This is a genomic window from Streptomyces sp. NPDC090021, assembly GCF_044748225.1.
Taxonomy (GTDB): domain Bacteria; phylum Actinomycetota; class Actinomycetes; order Streptomycetales; family Streptomycetaceae; genus Streptomyces.
Genome location: NZ_JBIVFO010000040.1, coordinates 50,096 through 72,946 on the forward strand (window position 1 = coordinate 50,096; position 22,851 = coordinate 72,946).

The 22,851-nt window shown below is 72.4% G+C and carries 24 protein-coding genes and 1 tRNA gene; 10 read left to right on the forward strand and 15 right to left on the reverse strand.

Translation table 11 applies throughout. The features are described 5' to 3' along the window. Positions 1–568: 568 nt before the first annotated feature. Positions 569–1,882 (reverse strand): tetratricopeptide repeat protein, encoded by a 1,314-nt coding sequence (locus ACIPXC_RS27610; protein ID WP_401623555.1) that lies wholly within the window; start codon positions 1,880–1,882, stop codon positions 569–571. 249 nt (positions 1,883–2,131) lie between these two features. On the opposite strand from ACIPXC_RS27610, the gene ACIPXC_RS27615 reads away from it, so the two are divergent. Together ACIPXC_RS27615 and ACIPXC_RS27620 are read left to right on the forward strand one after the other, a co-directional pair. Further along, a complete protein-coding gene (locus ACIPXC_RS27615; RefSeq protein WP_401623557.1) occupies positions 2,132–2,536 on the forward strand; it encodes a hypothetical protein in 405 nt (134 codons plus the stop codon). Between the two features lie 34 nt (positions 2,537–2,570). After that, entirely contained in the window at positions 2,571–3,443 is an 873-nt protein-coding gene (locus tag ACIPXC_RS27620) for a spermidine synthase (protein WP_401623559.1), read from the forward strand. A gap of 346 nt (positions 3,444–3,789) precedes the next feature. Here ACIPXC_RS27620 and ACIPXC_RS27625 read toward each other — a convergent pair whose 3' ends face one another. Then, positions 3,790–4,332 carry a hypothetical protein gene (locus tag ACIPXC_RS27625; RefSeq protein WP_401623561.1) on the reverse strand — a complete coding sequence of 181 codons (543 nt, stop codon included), beginning with the start codon at positions 4,330–4,332 and terminating at the stop codon, positions 3,790–3,792. Positions 4,333–4,411: 79 nt separating this feature from the next. On the opposite strand from ACIPXC_RS27625, the gene ACIPXC_RS27630 reads away from it, so the two are divergent. From ACIPXC_RS27630 to ACIPXC_RS27650, 5 genes are all read left to right on the forward strand, one after another. Continuing rightward, on the forward strand, positions 4,412–5,101 hold the full coding sequence (locus tag ACIPXC_RS27630; RefSeq protein ID WP_401623563.1) for a response regulator transcription factor: 690 nt from the start codon (positions 4,412–4,414) through the stop codon (positions 5,099–5,101). A gap of 7 nt (positions 5,102–5,108) precedes the next feature. Continuing rightward, the gene (locus ACIPXC_RS27635; RefSeq protein ID WP_401623565.1) at positions 5,109–6,515 is read left to right on the forward strand and encodes a sensor histidine kinase; all 1,407 of its coding nucleotides are present in this window, start codon (positions 5,109–5,111) and stop codon (positions 6,513–6,515) included. Between the two features lie 52 nt (positions 6,516–6,567). Further along, positions 6,568–6,732 (forward strand): DUF5993 family protein, encoded by a 165-nt coding sequence (locus ACIPXC_RS27640; protein WP_167350552.1) that lies wholly within the window; start codon positions 6,568–6,570, stop codon positions 6,730–6,732. Beyond that, positions 6,729–7,385, forward strand: coding sequence for a disulfide bond formation protein B (locus tag ACIPXC_RS27645; protein ID WP_401623567.1), 657 nt, complete (start codon positions 6,729–6,731; stop codon positions 7,383–7,385). The genes ACIPXC_RS27640 and ACIPXC_RS27645 overlap by 4 nt, the downstream gene beginning before the upstream one ends. A gap of 61 nt (positions 7,386–7,446) precedes the next feature. After that, the gene (locus ACIPXC_RS27650) at positions 7,447–8,109 is read left to right on the forward strand and encodes an NADPH-dependent F420 reductase (protein ID WP_401623569.1); all 663 of its coding nucleotides are present in this window, start codon (positions 7,447–7,449) and stop codon (positions 8,107–8,109) included. Between the two features lie 354 nt (positions 8,110–8,463). On the opposite strand, the gene ACIPXC_RS27655 is transcribed toward ACIPXC_RS27650, so the two are convergent. The 6 genes from ACIPXC_RS27655 to ACIPXC_RS27680 all read right to left on the reverse strand — a co-directional run bounded on the left by ACIPXC_RS27655 (position 8,464) and on the right by ACIPXC_RS27680 (position 14,066). Then, entirely contained in the window at positions 8,464–8,964 is a 501-nt protein-coding gene (locus ACIPXC_RS27655; protein WP_401623571.1) for a MarR family winged helix-turn-helix transcriptional regulator, read from the reverse strand. An 81-nt stretch (positions 8,965–9,045) separates the two neighbouring features. Continuing rightward, on the reverse strand, positions 9,046–9,327 hold the full coding sequence (locus tag ACIPXC_RS27660; RefSeq protein WP_401623572.1) for a hypothetical protein: 282 nt from the start codon (positions 9,325–9,327) through the stop codon (positions 9,046–9,048). A 183-nt stretch (positions 9,328–9,510) separates the two neighbouring features. Then, positions 9,511–10,896 carry a GH1 family beta-glucosidase gene (locus ACIPXC_RS27665; RefSeq protein WP_401623574.1) on the reverse strand — a complete coding sequence of 462 codons (1,386 nt, stop codon included), beginning with the start codon at positions 10,894–10,896 and terminating at the stop codon, positions 9,511–9,513. Continuing rightward, positions 10,893–11,717: a carbohydrate ABC transporter permease gene (locus tag ACIPXC_RS27670; protein ID WP_078906345.1), complete on the reverse strand. Its 825-nt coding sequence runs from the start codon at positions 11,715–11,717 to the stop codon at positions 10,893–10,895. Before ACIPXC_RS27670 ends, ACIPXC_RS27665 begins: the two co-directional genes overlap by 4 nt. Beyond that, entirely contained in the window at positions 11,714–12,706 is a 993-nt protein-coding gene (locus ACIPXC_RS27675; protein ID WP_401623576.1) for a carbohydrate ABC transporter permease, read from the reverse strand. The genes ACIPXC_RS27670 and ACIPXC_RS27675 overlap by 4 nt, the downstream gene beginning before the upstream one ends. Positions 12,707–12,713: 7 nt before the next feature. Continuing rightward, complete coding sequence (locus ACIPXC_RS27680) at positions 12,714–14,066, reverse strand: ABC transporter substrate-binding protein (RefSeq protein WP_401623578.1); 1,353 nt, start codon at positions 14,064–14,066, stop codon at positions 12,714–12,716. Between the two features lie 106 nt (positions 14,067–14,172). On the opposite strand from ACIPXC_RS27680, the gene ACIPXC_RS27685 reads away from it, so the two are divergent. Next, positions 14,173–15,216: a LacI family DNA-binding transcriptional regulator gene (locus ACIPXC_RS27685; protein WP_401623580.1), complete on the forward strand. Its 1,044-nt coding sequence runs from the start codon at positions 14,173–14,175 to the stop codon at positions 15,214–15,216. A gap of 78 nt (positions 15,217–15,294) precedes the next feature. On the opposite strand, the gene ACIPXC_RS27690 is transcribed toward ACIPXC_RS27685, so the two are convergent. From ACIPXC_RS27690 to ACIPXC_RS27705, 4 genes are all read right to left on the reverse strand, one after another. Continuing rightward, positions 15,295–15,367: transfer RNA gene (locus ACIPXC_RS27690), tRNA-His, on the reverse strand. A 108-nt stretch (positions 15,368–15,475) separates the two neighbouring features. After that, a complete protein-coding gene (gene orn, locus ACIPXC_RS27695) occupies positions 15,476–16,078 on the reverse strand; it encodes an oligoribonuclease (protein ID WP_046774806.1) in 603 nt (200 codons plus the stop codon). Between the two features lie 105 nt (positions 16,079–16,183). Further along, positions 16,184–17,356, reverse strand: coding sequence for a helix-turn-helix domain-containing protein (locus ACIPXC_RS27700; protein WP_401623582.1), 1,173 nt, complete (start codon positions 17,354–17,356; stop codon positions 16,184–16,186). Between the two features lie 376 nt (positions 17,357–17,732). After that, positions 17,733–18,158, reverse strand: a complete 426-nt coding sequence (locus ACIPXC_RS27705; RefSeq protein ID WP_401623584.1) for a hypothetical protein — start codon at positions 18,156–18,158, stop codon at positions 17,733–17,735. Between the two features lie 322 nt (positions 18,159–18,480). On the opposite strand from ACIPXC_RS27705, the gene ACIPXC_RS27710 reads away from it, so the two are divergent. After that, complete coding sequence (locus ACIPXC_RS27710; RefSeq protein WP_386425113.1) at positions 18,481–19,014, forward strand: universal stress protein; 534 nt, start codon at positions 18,481–18,483, stop codon at positions 19,012–19,014. Between the two features lie 98 nt (positions 19,015–19,112). After that, a complete protein-coding gene (locus ACIPXC_RS27715; protein ID WP_401623586.1) occupies positions 19,113–19,682 on the forward strand; it encodes an acetate uptake transporter in 570 nt (189 codons plus the stop codon). Between the two features lie 72 nt (positions 19,683–19,754). Here the strand turns inward: ACIPXC_RS27715 and glmS are convergent, their stop codons facing one another. From glmS to ACIPXC_RS27730, 3 genes are all read right to left on the reverse strand, one after another. Beyond that, on the reverse strand, positions 19,755–21,572 hold the full coding sequence (glmS, locus tag ACIPXC_RS27720) for a glutamine--fructose-6-phosphate transaminase (isomerizing) (RefSeq protein WP_386456901.1): 1,818 nt from the start codon (positions 21,570–21,572) through the stop codon (positions 19,755–19,757). A 71-nt stretch (positions 21,573–21,643) separates the two neighbouring features. After that, positions 21,644–21,919 carry a hypothetical protein gene (locus ACIPXC_RS27725; protein ID WP_030025937.1) on the reverse strand — a complete coding sequence of 92 codons (276 nt, stop codon included), beginning with the start codon at positions 21,917–21,919 and terminating at the stop codon, positions 21,644–21,646. Between the two features lie 97 nt (positions 21,920–22,016). Further along, on the reverse strand, positions 22,017–22,851 hold an 835-nt coding region (locus ACIPXC_RS27730), incomplete at its 5' end, for a DUF4429 domain-containing protein (RefSeq protein ID WP_401623589.1).

Consider the following 22,851-nt stretch of genomic DNA (forward strand, 5'->3'; position numbering starts at 1 on the left):
GGCACCGACCCACACCCTCACACCACCGGCCAGCCGAAACTCCGCCCACACCGCCGGGCCTCCCTCCAGCGGTACGGGCAGGCTCCGGGAGGGCGTGGTGTCGTCCGGGCGGAGCCGTGGCGTGGGGCGGGGACACGGCGGAGTGTCCCCGCAGGACGAGGCGCGACCAAGGCCGCCTGGCCGGGACAAGGAGTCCGCGCCGAGCCGAGGAGACACTCCGCCGGGGCACCGACCCACACCCCCACACCACCGACCAGCAGACACAGGCCGTACCACCGAGCCCGCCACAGGGGCATTGGTCACCCCGGCGGGAGCCGACCCGCACTCCCGCACCACCGGCCAGCCGAAACCCCGCCCGTACCGCCGAGACCGCCACAGGGGCATTGGTCACCCCCGGCGGGAGCCGACCCGTACCGCCGAGCCCGCCAACACCACCGCCCGGCGGGAGCCGACCCGTACCGCCGAGCCCGCCAACACCACCGCCCGGCGGGAGCCGACCCGTACCGCCGAGCCCGCCGCAAGGCAGTGGTCACCCCCGGCGGGAGCCGACCCGCGCGGCGACTCGGCGTCAAGCAGAGGCGTGGCGGGTCAGGAACGTGTTCACGCGGGGGGACCGCTGGTGGGGGACGAGGGTCGCGGCCGTCTCCGCGAGCATCGACCGCACCCGCGTCGACTGGACCTCGGCCAGCAGGTCCAGCACCCGCCCGCCCGCCCACGCCGCCTCGTCGGGGGCGTCGGCCCGGGCCAGGTCACCGGCCAGCTCGGCGGCGTAGAGGGCCACGTTCCGGGCGAAGTGCGGATCCTGGAGGTCGGCGGCCCGCCGCGCGTGCCGCGCGGCTCGGGCGTGCTCGCCGAGCGCCGACCAGCACCGCGCCTCCAGCGACTCCAGCTCGGCCTCGCCGAAGAAGGACATCCACTCGGGGTCGGCCTCCGCGGGCCCCCGCGAGAACTCCCGGTGGGCCCGCGCCAGCGACCCCTCGCAGGACTTGCGGTCGTCGAGCCCCGCCCATCCACCGGCCTCCCGCAGCGCGAGCAGCGACAGCAGCCGGGGCGAGCCGAGGGAGGAGGCGGCGCGCAGGCCCGCCTGGGCCGCGCGTACGGCCTCGCGCGCGCGACCGGTGTCCCGGGCCAGGAAGGACATGTTGCTGAAGGCGTGGGCCTCCAGGCCCGCGTCCCGTGCCACCCGCGCCGTGGCCAACGCCTCCGCGTAGTGGGAGCGGGCGTCGTCGAAACGGCCGGAGTCGTGGGCCAGCCAGCCGACCGAGACGGCCAGTTCGCCGGCGCCCGAGTGCAGCCTGTCCTCGGTGGACTGCCGCGTCGCCCCGGCGTCGAGCAGGGCGTAGGCGGTGCGCAGGGGTTCGGAGGCCCTGCGGTAGAGGGCGTCCGCCCCGTGCCGGTCGTCGAGCAGCCGGATCCGGCGTACGGCGTCCTCGACGGCGGCGGCCTCGGACTCGCCGGCGCGCGCGGGCAGTCGGCGGGTGTCGCCGAGCAGGGTGAGGCTGAGCGTCGCGGCCGCCACGGTCGCGGAGCCGCCCGCCATGAACGCGCGACGCAGCACGTCGCTCTCCTTGGCACTGGAAGGGGAACGGGGGACCGGGTGCGGGCCGCGCTGCGCCGAGCGGCCGCGGACGGCCTCGCGGGGGGAGAAGCCCAAGTCGGCCAGGGTGCGGCCGGGGAACATGTGGAGGAAGACCCGCTCGTAGGCGTAGTTGGGGCAGCGGATCTCGCCGGACTCGACCCGGCCGATGTAGCGCGCGTCGCAGGAAACCGTTTCTCCGATCTCCTTCGCCGCCCTGCGTACCAGGGCGGCGAATTCGGCGGGGGAGAGCTGCCCGCGCAGCCGCCTGAACGTGGAGTTGGGTGAGTGGGGGAACGCCGCCATGGACGTGACCTCTCTGGCGAGGAGCGCAGCGCCGGTGCGGGGGCTGGTGCGGTGGGCCCGGCGCGCATGAACGTACCGCCAGCGACGCGGTGTTCACGCGGTGTTTAGCTACAAAACGGATATCTCACCCGCGATCCGCCATGAACTGCCATCCTTTGCGGCGTCTTGGCGCCGCACCCGTTGACGTTCCCGTGCGTTGAACCCATGCGGATACGGATCGAGGAGGGGTTCCCCTTGGTGGAGGTCGGCATGGAGAGCACTGGAACGAACACCGCGCCCGGGTCCGGCGTCGCTGCCCCGGAGCTGGACCTGGTGACCGTGCCCGCCCGGCAGGGCCTGGAGGCGGTGGACATCATCCGCCGGGCCGCCGGCCGGTCCGGCCCGGTGGGGCCCGTCCTGCACGACGGGTCCGGTGACACCCTCGGCTTTCTCGTACCGCCCGGCACCGCCGACGCCTGGGACCTCCCGGGCAGTGCGTGTACGCAGACCAACGGGCGGGGGATGCGTTTCGGTGACGCCGTCTCGCCCACGGCGGGCGCCACGGGCTGGCTGCTCCCGCCGGAGGCCGTCGGCCCGGTCACCGACCCCGAGGTGCTGCGCGCGGCGCTCGGCGAGGCGGCCCGGCTGATCGAGGCCGCCGACAACTGCCGCTGAACCGTCCCCGCCCGCCGACCCGCACAATGGGGTGGTGGCGGGCAAGGACAGGAACAGGGGCAGGCAGCGCGGTGGCGCGGAGGCGGTCGCCGGGCAGGTGGGCGGCGGTCTGGCGGAGCTGGAGCCGGACCGGGAGCGGCCCCGCGCCTGGACCCTGCTGATCGACGGGGCCCCGCAGTCGCATGTGGACCTGGACGACCCGTCGTACCTGGACTTCGCCTACCAGCGACGGATCGGCCACCTCATCGACCTCGTCGCGCCGGCCCGCCGGCCCCTGAACGTGGTGCACCTGGGCGGCGGCGCCTTCACCCTGGCCCGGTACACGGCCGCGTCCCGCCCGCGCTCCACCCAGCAGGTCGTGGAGATCGACGCCGCGCTGGTGGCCTTCGTACGGGAGCACCTGCCGCTGGATCCGCAGGCGCGGGTCCGGGTGCGGACGGTGGACGCGCGGGCCGGTCTGGCGAAGGTGCCGGACGGCTGGGCGGACCTGGTGATCGCGGACGTGTTCAGCGGGGCGCGCACTCCGGCGCACCTGACGAGCGCGGAGTTCCTGGACGACGTACGCCGGGCCCTGGCGCCCACCGGGTGGTACGTGGCGAACCTCGCGGACGGGCCGCCGCTGGCCCATCTGCGCGGCCAGATCGCGACGGCGGCGTCCCGGTTCGCGGAGCTGGCGCTGGCCGCGGACCCGGTGGTGTGGCGAGGGAAACGTTTCGGCAATGCGGTGCTCGTGGCCGCCGACCGGGAACTGCCCGTCGCGGAGTTCACCCGCCGGGTCGCGACCGACCCGCATCCGGGCCGCGTCGAGCACGGCCGGGCGCTGGCCGACTTCGCGGGCGGCGCGCCCCCGGTCGCCGACGCCTCCGCGGTGGCCTCGCCGCAGCCGCCGCCCTCCGTGTTCCGGTAGGGGTGTCCTCGGCCGGCACGGGGAAGGGGTGACGGGTTCCTGCGCCACCCGGGCGCGCACGACTCCGCTCCCTTCCGAGGTGCCGGACCGCACGAAGGCCCACCGGGCGCTCGGGGCCTCGCGGCGCGGCACGTGGATGGTGTCCGGAGGGGAGAAGGAGCGGGTGGAGTGCTGGTGCGGCGGGCGGACGACCTTTCCGTCCGCGACCGGGGCGGGACCTCCTGGAGGGTGCACGCGGCCGGACCGCGCCCGATGAGGCGTCCGCCGCGGCGCGGGCGCCGCTCCCCGGTGGGGCGGCCCTTGCGCAAGGGCCGGGACCCGCTCCGGCGCCGCCCCGGGGACCGCCTCAGGGGTCGACGATCTCCACCAGCGGCGGGTGGTCGTGCCAGGTGCAGAACACCGACACCTCGCGGCCGTCCCGGGTGAAGGTGACCCGGATCCAGAAGTCCTGCTTCCACACCTGCATCCGCCAGCCCGCCGCCGGTGTCGCCGTCACCAGCTCGGCCGAGGAGGCGCCGAGGGAGAAGACGACCCGGCCGCCGGAGACCGGATAGGCCTGCACCTTCCCCGAGTCCTGGCCCTCCGGCTGCTGCGGCCCGCGCGGGGAGGCCGCAGGAGTCTGCGACGGCCTGCCGGGAGAGGCTTCCGCGGTCGGCGACGAGGTCGGGCCGGGCGACGGGGAGCCCGAGGCGGACGGGGACTGCGACGGCGAGTCCGAGGGCTGCGCGCTCCGGGTCGAGGAGGACAGCGGCTGGCCGGCCAGCGGCACCGCGAGCGGCCGGTCGTAGGCCGTGCCCGACATGACGGTGTGGACACCCCACCAGCACAGCGTCACCGCCGCCCCGGTCGCGAGCATCCACGCCATGGCATGCACAAGTCCTCTTCGCATCAAGGCACATACTGCACCACACACCACAGGAGTGGCCCGACACCCCGTGCAGTCGTCCGAATGGACTACGGTGCGGCCCATGGCAAGTGTGCTCGTGGTCGAGGACGACCAGTTCGTACGTTCCGCCCTCATCCGGCACCTGACGGAGGCCGCGCACACCGTGCGGAGCGTCGGCACGGCCCTGGAGGCACTGCGCGAAGTCGCGCACCACCGCTTCGACGTGGTCATCCTCGACCTCGGCCTGCCGGACCTGGACGGGTCCGAGGCGCTCAAGATGCTGCGCGGCATCACGGACGTGCCCGTGATCATCGCCACCGCGCGCGACGACGAGGCCGAGATCGTCCGGCTGCTCAACGACGGCGCCGACGACTACCTGACCAAACCCTTCTCCGTCGAACACCTCTCCGCCCGGATGGCCGCCGTCCTGCGCCGCGCCCGGGCCGCCGCCGGAGCCGAACCGCCCTCGCGCGTCCTGCGCGTCGGCGGCCTCGCCATCGACCCGCTGCGCCGCCAGGCCGAACTGGACGGGGCGGTACTGGACCTCACCCGCCGGGAGTTCGACCTGCTGGCCTTCCTCGCCGGGCGCCCCGGAGTCGTCGTGGCCCGCCGCGAACTGCTCGCCGAGGTCTGGCAGCAGTCCTACGGCGACGACCAGACCATCGACGTCCACCTGTCCTGGCTGCGCCGCAAACTCGGCGAGACCGCCGCCCGGCCCCGGTACCTGCACACGCTGCGCGGGGTCGGCGTGAAGCTGGAGCCGCCGCAGTGATGCAGCGATGAGATGGGCCCTGGTCAAGGTGTGCCTCGCGGTCACGGCCATGGTGGTCGTGGCCTTCGCCGTACCGCTCGGGCTCGTCGTCCAGGAGATGGCCAGCGACCGCGCCTTCTCCAACGCCGAACGGCAGGCCGCCACCATCGGGCCGACGCTGTCGATCACCACCGACCCGGGGCAGCTGAGCAAGGCCGTGGAGTCCACGCAGATGGGCGCCGCGCAGCGGATGGCCGTCCACGTGCCCGCGGTCGGCGGCGGCGCGCCGGTGAGCATCGGCGAGGGCCGGGTCGGGGACCGCGCCGTCGCGGAGACCCGCCGGATGGGACGCGCCACCACGGCCTCGCTGACGGGCGGCGGCTCGGCGCTGCTCCAGCCGATCGCGCTGGGATCCGGCGATATCGCCGTGGTGGAGATCTTCGTACCGGAGAGCGAGGTCAGCAACGGCGTCGCGACCGCCTGGCTGGTGCTCGCGGGCGTCGGACTGGCCCTGATCGTCGGCTCGGTCGCGGTCGCCGACCGGCTCGGCGCCCGGCTGGTCCGGCCGGCCGAACGGCTCGCGGACGCCGCGCACCAGCTGGGCGAGGGGCGGCTCGGGGCCCGCGTACCGGAGGCCGGGCCCAAGGAACTGCGTTCGGCGGCCGTCGCCTTCAACTCCATGGCCGACCAGGTGGTCGAGCTCCTCGCCAACGAGCGGGAACTGGCCGCCGACCTGTCCCACCGGCTGCGCACCCCGCTGACCGTGCTCCGGCTCAACACGGCCTCCCTCGGGGACGGCCCCGCCGCCGAGCAGACCCGGGCGGCGGTGGAACAGCTGGAGCGCGAGGTCGACACCATCATCCGTACGGCCCGGGAACAGCGCCCTGCCGCCGGTCTGGCCGGGGCGGGAGCGGGGGCGGGCTGCGACGCCTCCGAGGTGATCCGCGACCGGATGGACTTCTGGTCGGCGCTCGCGGAGGACGAGGGCCGCGAGGTGCGGCTCGCGGGCGTGGACCGCACCGTACGGATCCCCGTGGCGCGGCCCGAACTCGCCGCGGCCCTCGACGCCATGCTCGGCAACGTCTTCCGGCACACCCCCGAGGGCACCCCCTTCGCGGTGGACGTCCACGACGCGGGCGACGCGGTGATCGTGCTCGTCTCGGACGCCGGCCCCGGCATCTCCGACCCCGACGCGGCCCTGCGCCGCGGCAACGACGGCGGCCGGGACGGGTCCACGGGCCTCGGCCTGGACATCGTGCGCCGGGTCGCGGAATCGACCGGCGGCGACGTCCGGCTGGGACGTTCGGTGCTCGGCGGCACCGAGGTCCGGGTCTGGATCGGCCTGGACGGGCGGAGCACGGGCGGCCCGGGCGCGGGGCGGCCCGGCCGCGGCCGACGCGGCAACCGACGTAACCGGGGGCGCGCCACGCCGTGACCGGGGGCGCGCCTAGCAGGCAGGATGTCCTCGTCTGGGTACGGTCCGCGGCATGGACACCCTCATCTTCGGCGGGCTCCTCGCCACGCTGATCGCCATGTACCGGGAGACGTCCCGGATGGTCGTGCTCGGGGCGTGGTGGGTCATGCTCATCGCCGTCACCCTGCTGATGGCACACCACATCACCGGCGGCCTGGCCCTGACGCTGAGCTGGTGACCGTGGCCACGATCGAGAGCATCCTGCCGGAGAGCACGCCCGAGGCCGCGCAGCCGGGAAAGGTCCAGTACTGGTTCGCGTGCCTGTTCACCGTCGGCTGGGCGGGCGTGGTGTCCGGCGGACTCCTCCAGCAGTTCGCGCGGGGGGAGCACCCGTGCCCGCTGTGCGTCGTGCAGCGGATGTTCATGCTGCTGGCGGCGCTGGGTGCGGCGTACATCATCCGTACGGCACTGCTGCGCGGCTCGGTGACGGGCCGCCACTACATGACGGGCTGGGGCCTGGCGCTGGTCGCGGCGACCGGGGGCTCCTTCGCGGCCTGGCGGCAGACGACGCTGCACATCCTGCCGGGTGCCAAGGGGTACGGGGGCGAGGTGCTCGGCCTGCACCTGTACGTGTGGTCCCTGATCCTCTTCCAGGTCTCGGTGGTCGTCGTCGGCGTCCTCCTGGCCTGCTCGCACACGACGGCGGACCGCGGCGTACCCGCGACCGGGCCGGGGATGCTGCGGACGGCGGGGCTGTTCGCGCTGTGGTTCCTGGGCCTCGTCATCGCCGTGAGCATGCTGGCGGTCTTCCTGGACGAGGGCTTCCACTGGTTCCTGCCGGAGGCCCCGAACAGGTACCGCTTCTTCCACGACGCCGGGATCCTGGACTGAGCCACGGCCGGACGGGCCCGTCCGGCCCGCGGCCCCTTCGCACCACCGGAAGGAAGCACGGATGCGTTACGCAGTTCTCGGCACCGGGATCGTCGGCCGTACGGTGGCCGCCCGGCTCGACTCCCTGGGCCACCGGGTCGTCATCGGGACCCGGGACCCCGGCGCCACCCTGGGCCGGCCCGAGTACTCGGACTGGCAGGAGGTCCACCCCGGTGTGGGGCTGACGGGCTTCGCCGAGGCGGCGCGGGACGGTGAGGTCCTGGTCAACGCCACCGGCGGACAGGTCAGCATCGCCGCACTGACGGAGGCGGACGCCGCACACCTCGACGGCAAGGTCCTGATCGACATCGCGAACCCGCTGGACTTCTCCGCTGGCTTCCCGCCGGGCCTGGACCCGGTGGACGACGACAGCCTGGGCGAGCTGATCCAGCGGACGTTCCCGGGGCTGCGGGTGGTCAAGACGCTGAACACGATGAACTGCCAGATCATGGTGGACCCGGCCCGGGTGCCCGGCGAGCACCACGTCTTCGTCTCGGGCGAGGACGCGGAGGCCAAGAAGCTGGTGCGCGAGCTGCTGCACTCCTTCGGGTGGCCGCAGGAGAGCGTCCTGGACCTCGGTGGCATCGAAACGGCCCGGGGCACGGAGATGCTGCTCCCGGTCTGGCTCCGCCTGATGAGCGCCCTGGGGCACACGGACTTCAACTTCCACATCCAGGGCGCCTGACGACGCCCGGCCCGGACGGGGCGCACGGGTGGCCGCGCCCCCGGCCCGCGCCGAGGGCGGCCGTGGGGGCAGGAGCCGCGCGCGAGGAACGCGTGGAGGGGGGAGGGCGCTGCCGCCGAGGGCGAACACCGCGCGCAGGCCGCCGGGCGGGGACTCGGGTGCGGGGGCGGGCGGGCGGGGGCGCGGGTGCGGGCGTGGGCTGGGACACGGACAACCTCCGACCGTACGCCGACCCTCCCGTTTCTCCGGCGCGCGTCGTTGCCCGTTGTCCCGGACCCGTTGTCCCGGACCGTACTGCCGGAAGGGGCCCTGCGGAAGCCCTCCCTCGTGTGGGCCGGCCGGGCTCGCCCGAGTTCAGCCGGGCTCGCCCGAGTTCAGCCGCTCGGCCTGGGCCCGCCCGACCTCGGCGGCACGGTGCAGGTAGTCGGCGATGACGGCGAGCTCGGAGTCGGAGTAGCTCTCCAGCACGGCGCCGAACGCGCGGCCAGGGGTGTCCCAGGCCGCCCCGATGCGTTTGCGGGCTTCGGGGGAGAGGGAGACGAGGGAGCGGCGGCGGTCGTTCGGGTCGGCCTGCCGTTCGACGATGCCGGCCTTGACCAGCCGGTCGACGAGGCGGGTGGCCGAGCCTGAGGTCAGGCCGGTGAGGCGGGCGATGTCACCGGTGCTGACGGGGCCGGACTCCATGCCGAGGAGCGCGACACACTGCATGTCGGTGGGGTGCAGGCCGACCGAGTCGGCCATGGCCTGGTTGAAGAGGGAGTAGTCGGCGTAGTGCCGCTGGCTCTCGGTGACGATGCGCGCGAGGAGTTCGGCGCGGCTCCACTCGTCACCCGTACGGGGGGAAGCGGTTGACATCGGATTCTCCGTGCTCCAAATTTATCTGTGTGGCGCAGAGAGTGTGTAGTGCAGAATCTGCGTCGCATGGTCATCCTAGCGTCAGTCCACACATATTCGGAATGAGGACCAGTCATGTTCATTCTCGTGACCGGCGGCCGTGGCGCCGTCACCCGCGGTCTCGTCGGCCTCCTCGCGGCCTGCCGCATCCCGTGCCGCCTCGGCTCCCGTGAGCGGGGCATCCCCGGTGCGGTTCACCGTGCCTTCTGCGGCCCGGCGCCCCGTCCCGACGCCCTCGCCGGTGCCCGCGCCGCCTTCCTCCACGCAGAGACGTCCGGCATCGAGGCCTTCGCCAGGAAGGCCGTGGCCGCCGGAGTGGAGCACGTCGTGCTCCTGCCCTCCTCCTCCGCCTCGGTGCTTGCCCCGGACGCCGCCGACGGTCCGCCGTCGGCCTCGCACCTCGTGGTCGAGCGGGCCCTCGCAGCTGACAGGCCACCCGGCCCGCACCTTCGGGACCTGGGCCGAGGACCACGCCGGCGTCTTCGCGTGAGCTCCCCGGCAGGCCGGTTACATGACCCCCTTCCGGGCCAGACGGGCATACCAGTGGGCGCTGGAACGCGGCGTGCGGACCTGGGTGTCGTAGTCGACGTGCACGATGCCGAAGCGCTTGCTGTACCCGTAGGACCACTCGAAGTTGTCCAGCAGCGACCAGAGGAAGTAGCCCTCCACCGGGGCGCCGTCCGCCAGAGCGCGGTGGATGGTGGCGAGGTGGGCCTGCAGGTAGGCGATCCGCTGCGGATCGTGCAGGTCCGGGGCGTAGGCCGCGCCGTTCTCGGTGACCATCAGCGGCAGGCCGGGGGCCTCGCGGGTGAAGCGCATCAGCAGGTCGTACAGGCCGGTCGGGTCGATCGACCAGCCCATGTCGGTCTGTTCCCCGGGCGGCTGGTGGAAGGCCACCGTGTCCGCGGCGGGCCAGGGGGAGTGGGACGCTGCGCCGTGCCCGTCGGCGCGCGGGCCGTTCCCGCCCGGGGCCGCCGACACCACCGCCGGCGTGTAGTAGTTCACGCCGAGGAAGTCCAGCGGCTGGCGGATCAGCGCCTCGTCGCCGGTGCGCACGAAGGACCAGTCAGTCAGGGACGTGGTGTCCGCGAGCAGGTCCTGCGGGTAGGCGCCGTTCAGCAGTGGTCCGGTGAAGATCCGGTTGGCCAGTGCGTCGATGCGGCGGGCGGCGTCCAGGTCGGCCGCCGAGCCGGTCAGCGGACGTACCGCGCTGGGGTTGAGCGCGATGCCCACCCTGGTCCCGGCGGGCAGGGCCGCCGCGGCCAGGCCGTGGGCCAGGTTCAGGTGGTGGGCCGCGCGCAGCGAGTCGGCGGGGGAGGTGCGGCCGGGGGCGTGCACGCCGGAGGCGTAGCCGAGGAAGGCGCTGCACCAGGGCTCGTTGAGGGTGGTCCAGAGTTCCACGCGGTCGGCGAGCACGTCCGCGACCTGCTCGGCGTACTGGGCGAAGGCGTAGGCCGTTTCCCGCTCGGGCCAGCCGCCGGCCTCCTCCAGCTCCTGCGGGAGGTCCCAGTGGTAGAGAGTCACGCAGGGCCGGATGCCGTGCGCGAGCAACTCGTCGACGAGCTCGTCGTAGAAGCCGACCCCGCCGGCCAGGACGCGCGGCCAGGACACCGAGAAACGGTAGGCCCCGAGCCCCAGTTCGGACATCAGGGCGACGTCCTCGCGCCACAGCCGGTGATGGTCGACGGCGACGTCGCCGGTGTGGCCGCCGTACACCTTGCCGGGGGTGCGGCAGAAGGTGTCCCAGATGGACGGCCCGCGCAGTGCGGCCGCGCCCTCGATCTGGAAGGCTGCCGTGGCCGTGCCCCACAGGAACCCTTCGGGGAAGCGGAGTTCCCCGCCCGGGTCCGTCGCGTTCGACGGGTGAGTCGTGTGCGTCGGGGTGTCAGTCATCCCTTTACCGCTCCCTGCATGATGCCGCCGACGATCTGGCGGCCGAAGACGAGAAACACCAGCAGCAGCGGGAGCGTGCCCAGGAGCGCACCCGCCATGATCACCGACTGGTCGGGGATGTATCCCCGGCCCAGTCCGGTCAGGGCCACCTGGACCGTCGGGCTGCCGTTCTGGGTCAGCGCGACGATCGGCCAGAAGAAGTCGTTCCAGGACATGACGAAGGTCAGCATCCCCAGCACCGCCATCGCCGGCCGGGCCGCCGGGAAGACCACGTGCCACATGACCCGCAGGGAGCTCGCCCCGTCCGTGCGGGCGGCCTCCACCAGTTCCGTCGGCAGTGCGTGCACCAGGTACTGGCGCATGAAGAACACCCCGAAGGCGCACACCAAGGAGGGGAGCACCACCGACTGGAGCCGGTCGGTCCACGACAGCTTCGCGATCAGCATGTACAGCGGCACCACGCTCAGCTGCGGCGGGATCAGCATCGTCCCCACCACCAGTGCCATCAGCATCCGCCGCCCGCGGAACCGCAGTTTGGCGAAGGCGAAGCCCGCCAGAGTGGAGAAGAGGACCGTCCCGACGGTGACGGTGCCCGCCACGATCACCGTGTTCAGCAGGGCCGTGCCCATGTTGGCGTCGGTCCAGGCGATCTGCAGGTTGCGCCCCAGGTTCCCGCCGAACCAGAACGGCGGCGGGGTCTGGGCCAGGCGCGTATTGGTGCGGGAGGCCGCGATAGCCGTCCACACCAGAGGGAAGAGGGAACCGGCCGTGAAGAGGCCGAGCGCCAGATAGGTGAGCCGGCCCGCGCGCAGCGACCTCATCGCGCATCCCCCCGTCCGCGCAGCAGCCGTGCCGCCCCGGCGATCAGCAGCAGGATCAGGAACATCGCCCAGGCGATCGCCGAGGCCCGTCCCAGGTGCAGGTTCACCCAGCCCTGCTCGTACAGGTACAGCCCGAGCGTCTGGAACTGGTGGTCCGAGCCGCCCGTGGCGCCCGCCCCGCCGTTGAACAGCAGCGGCTCACCGAACAGCTGGGTCGCCCCGATCGTCGAGACCACGCACGTGAAGAGGATCGTCGGCCGCAGCGAGGGCACCGTGACGTGCAGGAACTGCTGCCAGCGCGAGGCCCCGTCCAGCGCGGCCGACTCGTACAGCTCGCCCGGCACGGCCTGCATGGCCGCCAGGTAGATCAGCGCGTTGTAGCCGGTCCACCGCCAGATCACGATGGTGGAGACCGCCAGCTGGGAGGCGAAGGTGCCGTTCTGCCAGTCCACTGCCCCGAGGCCGACCGCCGACAGCACCCAGTTGATCATCCCGTAGTCCCGGCCGAAGAGCAGCACGAAGACGAGCGTGGCCGCCGCCACCGAGGTGGCGTACGGGGTGAGCACGGCGACCCGGAAGAACGCCGAACCCCGCAGCCGGTAGTTGAGCAGATGGGCCACGCCCAGCGCGATCGCCAGCTGGGGGACCGTCGAGAGGAGCCCGATGGTGACGGTGTTGCGCAGCGCGTTCCAGAAGAACTCGTCGCCCCACAGCCGGGTGAAGTTCCGCAGGCCCACCCACGTCATGCTGTCCGGATCGGTCAGCTCCACCTGGTGCAGCGCCGCCCAGCCCGTGTAGAGCAGCGGGAACAGCCCGAAGGCGGCGAAGAACAGGAAGAAGGGCGCCACGAAGGCGTACGGGCTCCAGCGCAGGTCCCAGCGATAGCGGCGCGAGCGCCACACCTGGCGGGGGCCGCCGCCCCCCTCCGCCGCCGCCCGCTCGGGGGCGGCGGCGGAGGGGGACAGGAGAGCCGTCGTCTCGTCCGTCACCGGCGCCTCACTGGTCCAGGGCGTTGTCGATGGCCTTCACCGCGGCCTCCCAGCCCTCCTGCGGGCTCCGGCCCTTCTGGTCGACCTGGAGCATCCCGATGTCCGCCAGGTTCTGGGAGATCACCAGGTCCTTCGGGCCGACCACGGTCACCGGCACCCCCTGCGCCGCCTTCGAGAAGATCTCCCCGATCGGCGCCCCGCCGAAGTACTCGTGCTTTGCCCCCGACACCGTCGGCAGCTTGTAGGCGGCGCTCGCGCTCGGGAAGCTGCCCCGCTTCTCGAAGAGCTTCGCCTGCTGCTCCGGAGCCGTCAGCCAGGCCGCCAGCTTCGCCGCCTCCTCGGCGTGCTTGCCCGCCTTCGGGACCACCAGGAAGGAGCCGCCCCAGTTGCTGGGCTTCGGCGCCTGGGCCACGTCCCACTTGTCCTTGCCCGACGGACCCGCCTTGTCCTGGATGTAGCCGAGCATCCAGGCCGGACAGGAGACCGTCGCGAAGGCGCCGTTGGCGAAGCCCTGGTCCCAGCCCGGGGTGAACTGCTGCAGCTTGGCGCTGAGCCCCTCGGTGGCGAAGGACGCGGCCAGGTCGAAGGCCCCGCGCACCGCGGGATTGGTCTTGTAGACGACCTTGCCCTGCTCGTCGTAGAACCGCTGCGCGCTGCTGCCCGTGACCGCCGCCATCACACCGGACGCCGAGTCCACGAAGGCCTTGCCGTCGCCGGCCTTCGCCTTGTACGCCTTGCCCGTCTCCAGGTACTTGGTCCAGTCGCCCGCCCACAGCGCGCCGACGGCCTCCCGGTCGGTCGGCAGCCCGGAGGCCTCGAACAGGTCCTTGCGGTAGCAGATGCCCTGCGGGCCGATGTCGGTGCCCAGGCCCACCGTGGCCCCGCCCTTCGCGGCGGGCGCCGTGCCCTGTGCCCACTTCCACGGCAGGTACGCGGCCTTGTCCACGCCGGGCGCCCTGCCCAGGTCCACCAGTTTGTCGGCCTGGGTCGCGGTGATCTCGGCGATGTTGTTGACCTCGACGGCCTGGATGTCGGCGAGCCCGCTGCCCGTCCCGAGGTGGGTGAGGAGCTGGGGGTAGTAGTTCTCGTTCCGCTCGATGGAGGTCTGCTCGATGCGGATCGAGGGGTTCTTCGCCATGTACTCGTCGTAGAGCCCGGCCTCCTGGAGGCCGAAGGCCCCGAAGACACCCACGGTCAGGGTGGTCCGGCCCTTTCCGTCGGCCGAGGAGGAGCCCGGCTCCGGGCCGGCGTCGGGGTCCTGCGCGCACCCTCCGAGCAGCAGCGCGGCGGCGCCCATCGTGGCGGCCGCCGTGACGAGGGTTCTTCGGGCCCGTGCTCGGGCCGGGGACTGGGCTCGCATGGGTTCCTCCCTGAAGGGGTGGGCGACAACGTGGGGGTGTCGTGTGACACAGTGTGGGAGCGCTCCCACAGTAGTCAAGGGGTAGATTCGCAACCGGGAGGAAGCCATGAACGGGCATGGGCGCAGTGGGGGACGGCCGACGCTGGAAGAGGTCGCGGTGCGCGCCGGGGTCGGGCGCGGCACGGTGTCCCGGGTGATCAACGGGTCCTCCAAGGTCAGCGAGCAGACCAGGGCCGCGGTCGAGGCGGCCGTGACCGAGCTGGGGTACGTACCGAACCGCGCGGCGCGCGCCCTGGCGGCCAACCGGAACGACGCGATCGCACTGGTCATCCCGGAGCCCGAGGCCCGGTTCTTCGCCGAGCCGTACTTCTCCGAAGTGGTGCGCGGGGTTGGGGCCGCCCTCGCGGAGACCGACATCCAGCTCGTCCTCACCCTGGCCGGCAGCGACCGCGAGCGCCGCCGCCTCGCGCAGTACCTGTCCGGGCACCGTGTCGACGGCGTGCTGCTGGTCTCGGTCCACGCTGGGGACCCGCTCCCGGAGTTGCTGGTCGAGCTCGGCATCCCGACCGTGATCAGCGGCCGCCGGTCCGCCGCCGAGACGCTGCCCTGTGTGGACTCCGACAACCTGGAGGGCGCCGCCGAGGCCGTGCGCCACCTGCTCGACCGGGGCCGCCGGACGATCGCCACGATCACCGGTCCGCTGGACGTGTACGGAGCCCGCTGCCGGCTCGACGGCTACCGGCAGGCCCTGGCCGCCGCGGGCCGTCCCGTCGACGAGCGGCTGGTCGCGGTCGCCGACTTCACGGAGGAGGGCGGCCGCCGGGCCATGCGCGAGCTGCTGGAGCGCAGCCCCGCGCTCGACGCGGTCTTCGCCTCCTCGGACGTCATGGCGGCGGGCGCCCGGCTGGAGCTGCGCGCTGCCGGGCGCCGGGTCCCGCACGACGTGGCGCTGGTCGGCTTCGACGACTCGGTGGTGGCCCGGCACATGGACCCGCCGCTGACCAGCGTCCGCCAGCCCATCGAGGAGATGGGCCGGACCATGGCGAGGATGCTGCTGGAGCGCGTTTTGGGAGAGCGGGGGAGCGCCACGGGCACGGGCGGGCCCTCGGTGGTCCTGCAGAACCGCCTGGTGGTCCGGGAGTCGTCCTGAACGCCCTGCATGCCTCCGCATGTGCGGGGGCATGCAGAAGGCCCCGGTCCGCTTCCGCGTACCGGGGCCTTCCCGCAGGGTGAGTGACGGGACTTGAACCCGCGGCCACCTGGACCACAACCAGGTGCTCTACCAACTGAGCTACACCCACCATGTCCGGTCGGAGAACCGACCGGCCGAAGAAAAGGGTACAGGGTTCGGGAGGGTGCTCGCTCCACCCTTTTCCCGCACCCCTTCCGGAAGGGCCGGACCGGCGCTTCTAGGCGCCCGGCGCCGTGTGCTTGGCGGCGATGCTGCGGGCCGTGTCCGAGTCGGGCCCGGGCTGCGGCACGAAGACGGCCTCCCGGTAGTAGCGCAGCTCGGTGATGGAGTCCTTGATGTCGGCCAGCGCCCGGTGGTTGCCGTTCTTCGGGGGGCTGTTGAAGTACGCCCGCGGGTACCAGCGGCGCGCCAGCTCCTTGACCGAGGACACGTCCACGATCCGGTAGTGCAGGTAGCTCTCCAGCGCGGCCATGTCGCGCAGCAGGAAGCCGCGGTCGGTGCCGACCGAGTTCCCGCAGAGCGGTGCCTTGCGCGGTTCCTTCACGTGCTCCCGTACGTACGCCAGGACCTGCGCCTCGGCATCCGCGAGGGTGGTTCCGCCGGCCAGCTCGTCCAGCAGGCCGGAGGCGGTGTGCATCTCGCGGACCACGTCGGGCATGGTCTCCAGGGCGCGGTCCGGCGGGCGGATCACGATGTCCACGCCCTCGCCGAGCACGTTGAGTTCCGAGTCGGTGACCAGCGCGGCCACCTCGATAAGTGCGTCGTCCGTCAACGAGAGCCCGGTCATCTCGCAGTCGATCCACACCATGCGATCGTTCATGTGTCCCACCTTATGCGGTCCCCCGCGGAGCCGACCGCATATGCGGAAGGTCCTCCATCGGCGGTGACCGATGGAGGACCTTCGCTGTCGTACCCGTTGTGGGGGTTACGCGTGTTCCCGCAGGACCCGGTTCGGGGCGTACAGCTCCGTCACCGTGGGGCCCGCCGCGGCCAGGGCCGCTGCCGCCCGGTGGGGCTGCGGAGTGCGCTGGTGCGGCACCGGTCCCGTGGGGATCTCCGCCACCTGTGCCACGTCGGCCTGAGGCCGGCGTGCCCGGTAGGCCGAGCGGTAGGCGGCCGGGGAGGACCCCAGCTGCCGCCGGAAGTGACCGCGCAGGGCGACCGGCGAGCGGAACCCGCAGCGTCCGGCGACCTCGTCGACCGAGTAGTCGGAGGTCTCCAGCAGCCGCTGGGCCTGGAGCACCCGCTGCGTGATCAGCCACTGGAGCGGCGCGCTGCCGGTGAGCGAGCGGAACCGCCGGTCGAAGGTGCGCCGGCTCATGTAGGCGCGGGCGGCCAGCGTCTCCACGTCGAACTGCTCGTGGAGGTGTTCCAGCGCCCAGGCGACGACCTCGGCCAGCGGGTCGGCGCCGATCTCCTCCGGCAGCGACCGGTCGAGGTAGCGCTCCTGGCCGCCCGTGCGGCGCGGCGGTACGACGAGCCTGCGGGCCAGGGCCCCGGCCGCCTCGCTGCCGTGGTCGGTGCGCACGATGTGCAGGCAGAGGTCGATTCCGGCCGCCGTGCCAGCGGACGTGAGCACGTCGCCGTCGTCGACGAACAGTTCGCGCGGATCGACGTGGACGGACGGGTAGCGCTTGGCCAGCGTCGGCGCGTACATCCAGTGCGTCGTCGCGGGCCGGCCGTCCAGCAGACCGGCGGCCGCGAGCACGAAGGCCCCGGTGCACAGTCCGACGATCCGGGCGCCCTCCTCGTGCGCCAGACGCAGTGCGTCGAGCGCCTCGGAAGGCGGCGGTGAAGTGATGGAACGCCAGGCGGGCACGACGACCGTGCCTGCCCGGGCGATCGCCTCCAACCCGTACGGCGCGGTCAGTTCGAGTCCGCCGGTGGTCCTGAGCGGACCGTCCTCACCGGCGCACACGAGCAGTCGGTAGCGTGGAACTCCCGCGTCCTGCCGGTCAATGCCGAACACGGATAGTGGAATGGAGCTCTCGAAGATCGGTCCGCCGCTGAAGAGCAGCACCGCGACGATCTCCCTGCGGCGACGCCCCGCGAGCTTCCGGCCGGCGTCTGCGACGACGGCGGTGGAATCCTGGCTCATGGCGCTAAGCCCCCCTTGGGTGTCGCGACTCCTTGGTCTGGTCGCACCTGCACGTTTCCCCTCGGCCTTGCACGTGGATCCCCCGCCGTAAATACATGATCGAATCTACTGCGTCCCGTGGTGTCGGCGTGACAAGTTCAGCACGCAGCGCTATGTCGACTTCTCAACTTGGCGAAAAGCATTCGATCAGGAAGGGTTCCACTCCGCTACCCGGGTGGGAAGCGGACCTCGCGGCTGTGGCCAGTACTCATAGGGCCAAATCGTCCCCCGGCGAGTGTCGTCGCTGGTGGTGAGGGGGTCAGGGGGACATTCCGGCAAGAGGGGGGTCCTGCCGGGAAGTTGGCTGAAAATGTGCGGGTGTGGGTGTGCGAATGAGTCAGTCGTGCGGGGAGGCGGAGTCGGAGGTGCGGCAGCCCCGGCGGCCCGCGGGCCCGCCGCGCGAGCGCCGGCGGCGGTGCGCCGAACCAGGTCGCTCCTGCGCCCGGACCCGGGCCGCCGCCCGCTCCGAGTGCCGCAGCAGGACCAGGCAGGCGGCCGTCACGACGAACAGGCCGAGGGTGGCGACCGCCGCCCCGCCGAAGGACGTTCCGTAGACGACGAGGACCACCGGGACGAGCAGGCAACTGAAGGCGGCCCAGCGCACGACGTCACCCGCGGGGTCGTCGTGCGGGCGTCCGGAAGACTGCACGGACGGGTGAAGCGGCTGCCGCGCGGAGGCGGTGAAGTGCGGGCTCGGGTCGGGGAAGCGGACGGACTGGGTCGGCTGAGCTGGCTGGTCGGGGTGAACCGGATGGCCGGGCACGGCGTACTCCCTGCGGGCTCTTCCTGAACGGTCGGACGCATGTCCAACGCCGCCCGGCGGGGCTCGGTCACTGCGCGCACGGGTGGCAACTCCCCGTCTCGTCACTGGCTGTAGGGGACAGCGGGCATTGCCAAGGCGCCCGCGCTCCGGCATGCTCCCTGGGACGCTCTCCAAGTGCGGCAAGCCCTGGGCAGGACAGGAGTGTCGCCGTACCCTGGTGGGTATGGGCTTGGGAAGATGCTTCCCGGACAGAGCTCCGTCACACTGCGTCGCCGATTTCGCCCCTGTTGCTTCCTCCAAGGACCTCTTCGCCGAGACACCCATGGCCGGTCACGAACTCCCCGAACCCGCGGACCGCAAGCGCAAACGGCTCGCCGACCCCGCGTCGGCCGCCGAGCTGCGCGCGGTGGAACAGACACACTCCCCCTGCGACCCGGCCTTCCGGCACGGCGTCGTCGTGGGATTCGACGGATCGACGTCCAGTGAGCGCGCGCTCGCGTACGCGATCGGTATGGCCCGCCGCTCCGGATCGGGTCTGATCATCGTCCATGTCGCCAACCGGCTTCCCACCACCGTGTGGGCCGGCTGCGAGCCGCCCGTCTTCGTGGACGTGCCGGACCACCGCACCGAGGTGCTCGGGCTGGAGCTGGCCTGCGCCGACTATCTGGCCGAAGTGCCATGGATCCTGGTCGAGCGCGGCGGTGACATCTGCCATGAGCTGGAGGAGGTCGGCCGGGAGTATTCGGCCGACGCCATCGTGGTCGGCTCCACGCACGGGATCGTCGGCCGGATCTTCGGTTCGGTGGCCGGGCGGCTCGCCAAGCGCGCGCAGCGACCCGTCGTTGTCATTCCGTGACCGGCTGTTAAGTCGATTGTGCGGTTGTGCCCCTGTGTAAAGGGTAGATAAATGCTGCTGGGACGCAGCAAACAACTGCAGATCGAAGGGAGCCCGCCGTGGACAATGGTGTCTCTGCGGGAAGCACGGCCTCGACTTCGACCCTCGGGAACATCGCCCTGGGTCTCACCCTTCTCGCATTCGGTATCGGCCACACCGGTGTCATCGACGGCGTGTCCGCTGCCGGCTCCGTGCCGCTCGCGATGTACGTCGGCGGCGCCGCCCTGTTCCTCCTGGGTCTCCTGGAGTACCGCGGCGGCAACGGATTCAACGGCACCGCGTTCGCGGGCCTCGGTGTCTTCTGGTTCACGTGGGCCAAGGGCGCGGGCGGTTCTGCCTCGGACGAGGCCGCCGGAACGTTTCTTGTCCTCTTCGCGATGCTCGCGCTGACCCTCACGGTCGCCGCCGCGAGCGGTCTGTTCAGCCAGGGCGTCTACGCCCTCCTGACCCTCTCCCTCCTCCTGCTGGCCATAGCCTCCTTCGTGGACAACGGCGCACTGGCCAAGGCGGGCGGCTGGGTCGCCGCCGTCTCCGGGCTGCTGGCCTGGTACGGGGCCACCGCGGCCCTGGCGCACTGGCCGATGGCCTTCGGCAGGGCAGGGCGCAGCGGCGCGGTCGCCGCGGGCTGAGCGCGACACGCAGGAGCCCCCGTGCGCGCGGTGCGCACGGGGGCTCCCGTGGTCCGGTGGCAGCCGGGGCTGCTACTCGACGGTGACGGACTTCGCCAGGTTGCGCGGCTTGTCGATGTCCCGGCCCATGGCCAGGGCGGTGTGGTACGCCAGCAGCTGGAGCGGGATGCCCATGAGGATCGGGTCCAGCTCGTCCTCGTTCTTCGGGACCACGATGGTGTGGTCGGCCTTCTCCTGCTCGCGGTGGGCGACCGCGAGGATTCGGCCGCTGCGGGCCTTGATCTCCTCCAGCGCCGCGCGGTTCTTCTCCAGCAGGTCGTCGTCCGGGACGATCGCGACGGTCGGCAGCGAGGGCTCGATCAGGGCCAGCGGACCGTGCTTGAGCTCGGAGGCGGGGTAGGCCTCGGCGTGGATGTAGGAGATCTCCTTCAGCTTGAGGGAGGCCTCCAGTGCCACCGGGTAGCCGCGCACCCGGCCGATGAACATCATCGACTTGGCCTCGGCGAACTCGGCCGCGAGCTTCTTGATGTCCTCTTCGCCGTCGAGGATCTCCTGGATCTGCGCGGGCAGCTTGCGCAGGCCCTCGATGATCCGCTTGCCGTCGGTGACCGAGAGGTCCCGGATGCGGCCCAGGTGCACGGCGAGCAGCGCGAAGGCCACGACGGTGTTGGTGAAGCACTTGGTGGAGACGACGCAGACCTCGGGGCCGGCGTGCACGTACACGCCGCCGTCGGCCTCGCGGGCGATGGCCGAGCCGACCACGTTGACCACGCCGAGGACGCGGGCGCCCTTGCGCTTGAGCTCCTGCACGGCCGCGAGCACGTCGTAGGTCTCACCCGACTGGGAGACCGCGATGTAGAGGGTGTCGGGGTCCACGACCGGGTTGCGGTAGCGGAACTCGGACGCCGGCTCGGCGTCGGCGGGGATGCGGGCCATGCCCTCGATGAGGCCGGCGCCGATCAGGCCCGCGTGGTACGAGGTGCCGCAGCCCAGGATCTTCACCCGGCGGATGCCGCGCGCCTCGCGCGGGTCCAGGTTCAGGCCGCCCAGGTGGACCGTGTTGAAGCGGTCGTCGATCCGGCCGCGCAGCACGCGGTCGACCGCGTCGGGCTGCTCGGAGATCTCCTTGTGCATGTAGGTGTCGTGGCCGCCCATGTCGTAGGAGGCGGCCTCCCACTCCACGGTCTCCGGGGTGGAGTTCGTCGTCGTGCCGCTCGTGGTGTACGTGCGGAAGTCGTCGGCCTTCAGGGTGGCCATCTCGCCGTCGTTCAGGGTGACGACCTGGCGGGTGTGGGCGATGAGCGCGGCGACGTCGGAGGCGACCAGCATCTCCTTCTCGCCGATGCCGAGGATGACCGGCGAGCCGTTGCGGGCGACGACGATGCGGTCGGTGAAGTCGGCGTGCATCACGGCGATGCCGTAGGTGCCGTCGATCGCCTTGACCGCCTCGCGGACCTTCTCCTCCAGGGTGTCGGCCTGGGAGCGGGCGATCAGGTGGGTGATGACCTCGGTGTCGGTCTCGGAGGCGAAGACGACGCCCTCGGCCTCCAGCTTGGCGCGGAGCTCGGCGGCGTTGTCGACGATGCCGTTGTGGACGACGGCGACCTTGTTCTCCGGGTCCAGGTGCGGGTGCGAGTTGATGTCGCTCGGGGCGCCGTGCGTGGCCCAGCGGGTGTGGGCGATGCCGGTGGTGCCGGCGAAGCGCTTCGGGACGCGGGCTTCGAGGTCGCGGACGCGGCCCTTGGCCTTGACCATCTTGAGCGCGCCGGCCTTCGGGCTGTTCACGACGATGCCCGCGGAGTCGTAGCCGCGGTATTCCAGCCGCGCCAGGCCCTCCAGCAGCAGCGGTGCCACATCACGCTTTCCGATGTAACCGACGATTCCGCACATACGGTCCTGCCCCTCCTGAAGTTCGGTTCGTTTACCCGTCACCCGCCCGCGGCCGCTCCGGCGGCGGCCGGTCAGCCGTAGACGATGCGGCGCAGCTGCCGGAGCGAGAGCTCCGGGGGCGCCACGGCGCGGTGCGGCAGCTCGGCCGCGATCCGCTCGAAGATCTCCGCGTTCACGGCTCCGCCGGCCTGCAGTTCGCGGTGGCGGCGGCGGACGAAGTCCTCCGTCGTCTCGTCGAAGTAGGCGAGCACGTCGAGGACCACCCGGGCCGCTTCGCCCCGCTGCAGCGAGGTGCTGCGCACCAGGTGTTCGACGAGGTCGTCATAGGACGGGCGGCGGTCGAGCACCCGTAGATACTGACGGTTCCGGTCGTCCAACGCAAAGATCCTGCCCGATTCCGGGCAGGATCTCTCTGGTCTGGACCAGCGGAATGGATGCATCCGGTCAGAATCTACGCAAAACGGCCTGCTTGGCTGCGGCGAACTCGTCGGCCGTGAGCACTCCCGCCTGGTGCAGCTCCCCCAGCTCCCGCAGCCGTCGCAGCAGTGCGTCGTGGTCCTCCGCGACGGTGGCGGCCGGCGCGGCGAGCTCCTTCGGCGGGACGTCCTCGGCGGCCCGGTCCTGCGCCGGTCCCGCCGGGTGCGGCAGCCGCAGCGCCACCGCCGCGGCGACCAGCGCCATCAGCGGGTCCTTCTTGAAGCCGAACAGCTCCACCGTGTACGGGTCGTACTTGGGCGCGGCGGGCTGGGCCGCGCCGGCCAGGCTGAAGCGGAGCCAGCCGTTCTCGAGCCCCTTGGCCGGAGCCCACTCCACCGTCCGCAGGTCCGTGACCCGGAACTCGCGCGGCCCCCCGGAGCGCTTGGCCTCCTCGGTCGTCCAGTTCCACTCCAGAGCGACGCGGTCGCCGTCGAAGGTGACGGTCCCGTCGCCCGCGCCCACCGCTATCGGTACGGTCGGGCCGGGCAGCAGGTAGCTCTCCGAGGGGCCCGGATCAACCTGTTCCAGCAGCAGGGCGTTGCGCACCGCGTCCACGAAGTACTCCGCGACCCCCGTCCGGTCCGGCTCCACGCTCAGCCGGTACGGGTCGGAGGCCTCCGGCAGTCGCCCGCCCGTCACCTGGGTCAGCGCGTCGGCCCCCTCACGCAGCCGCAGCCGCAGCCGACCGGCCTTCCGGCCGGGCTCGTAGGAGATCCCCGCGAGCGCGCGCAACGGTACGACCACCTCGCCCAGGGTCTGCCGCAGCAGCCCCACCCCCTTGTCGCGGCCGGGCACGATGCGC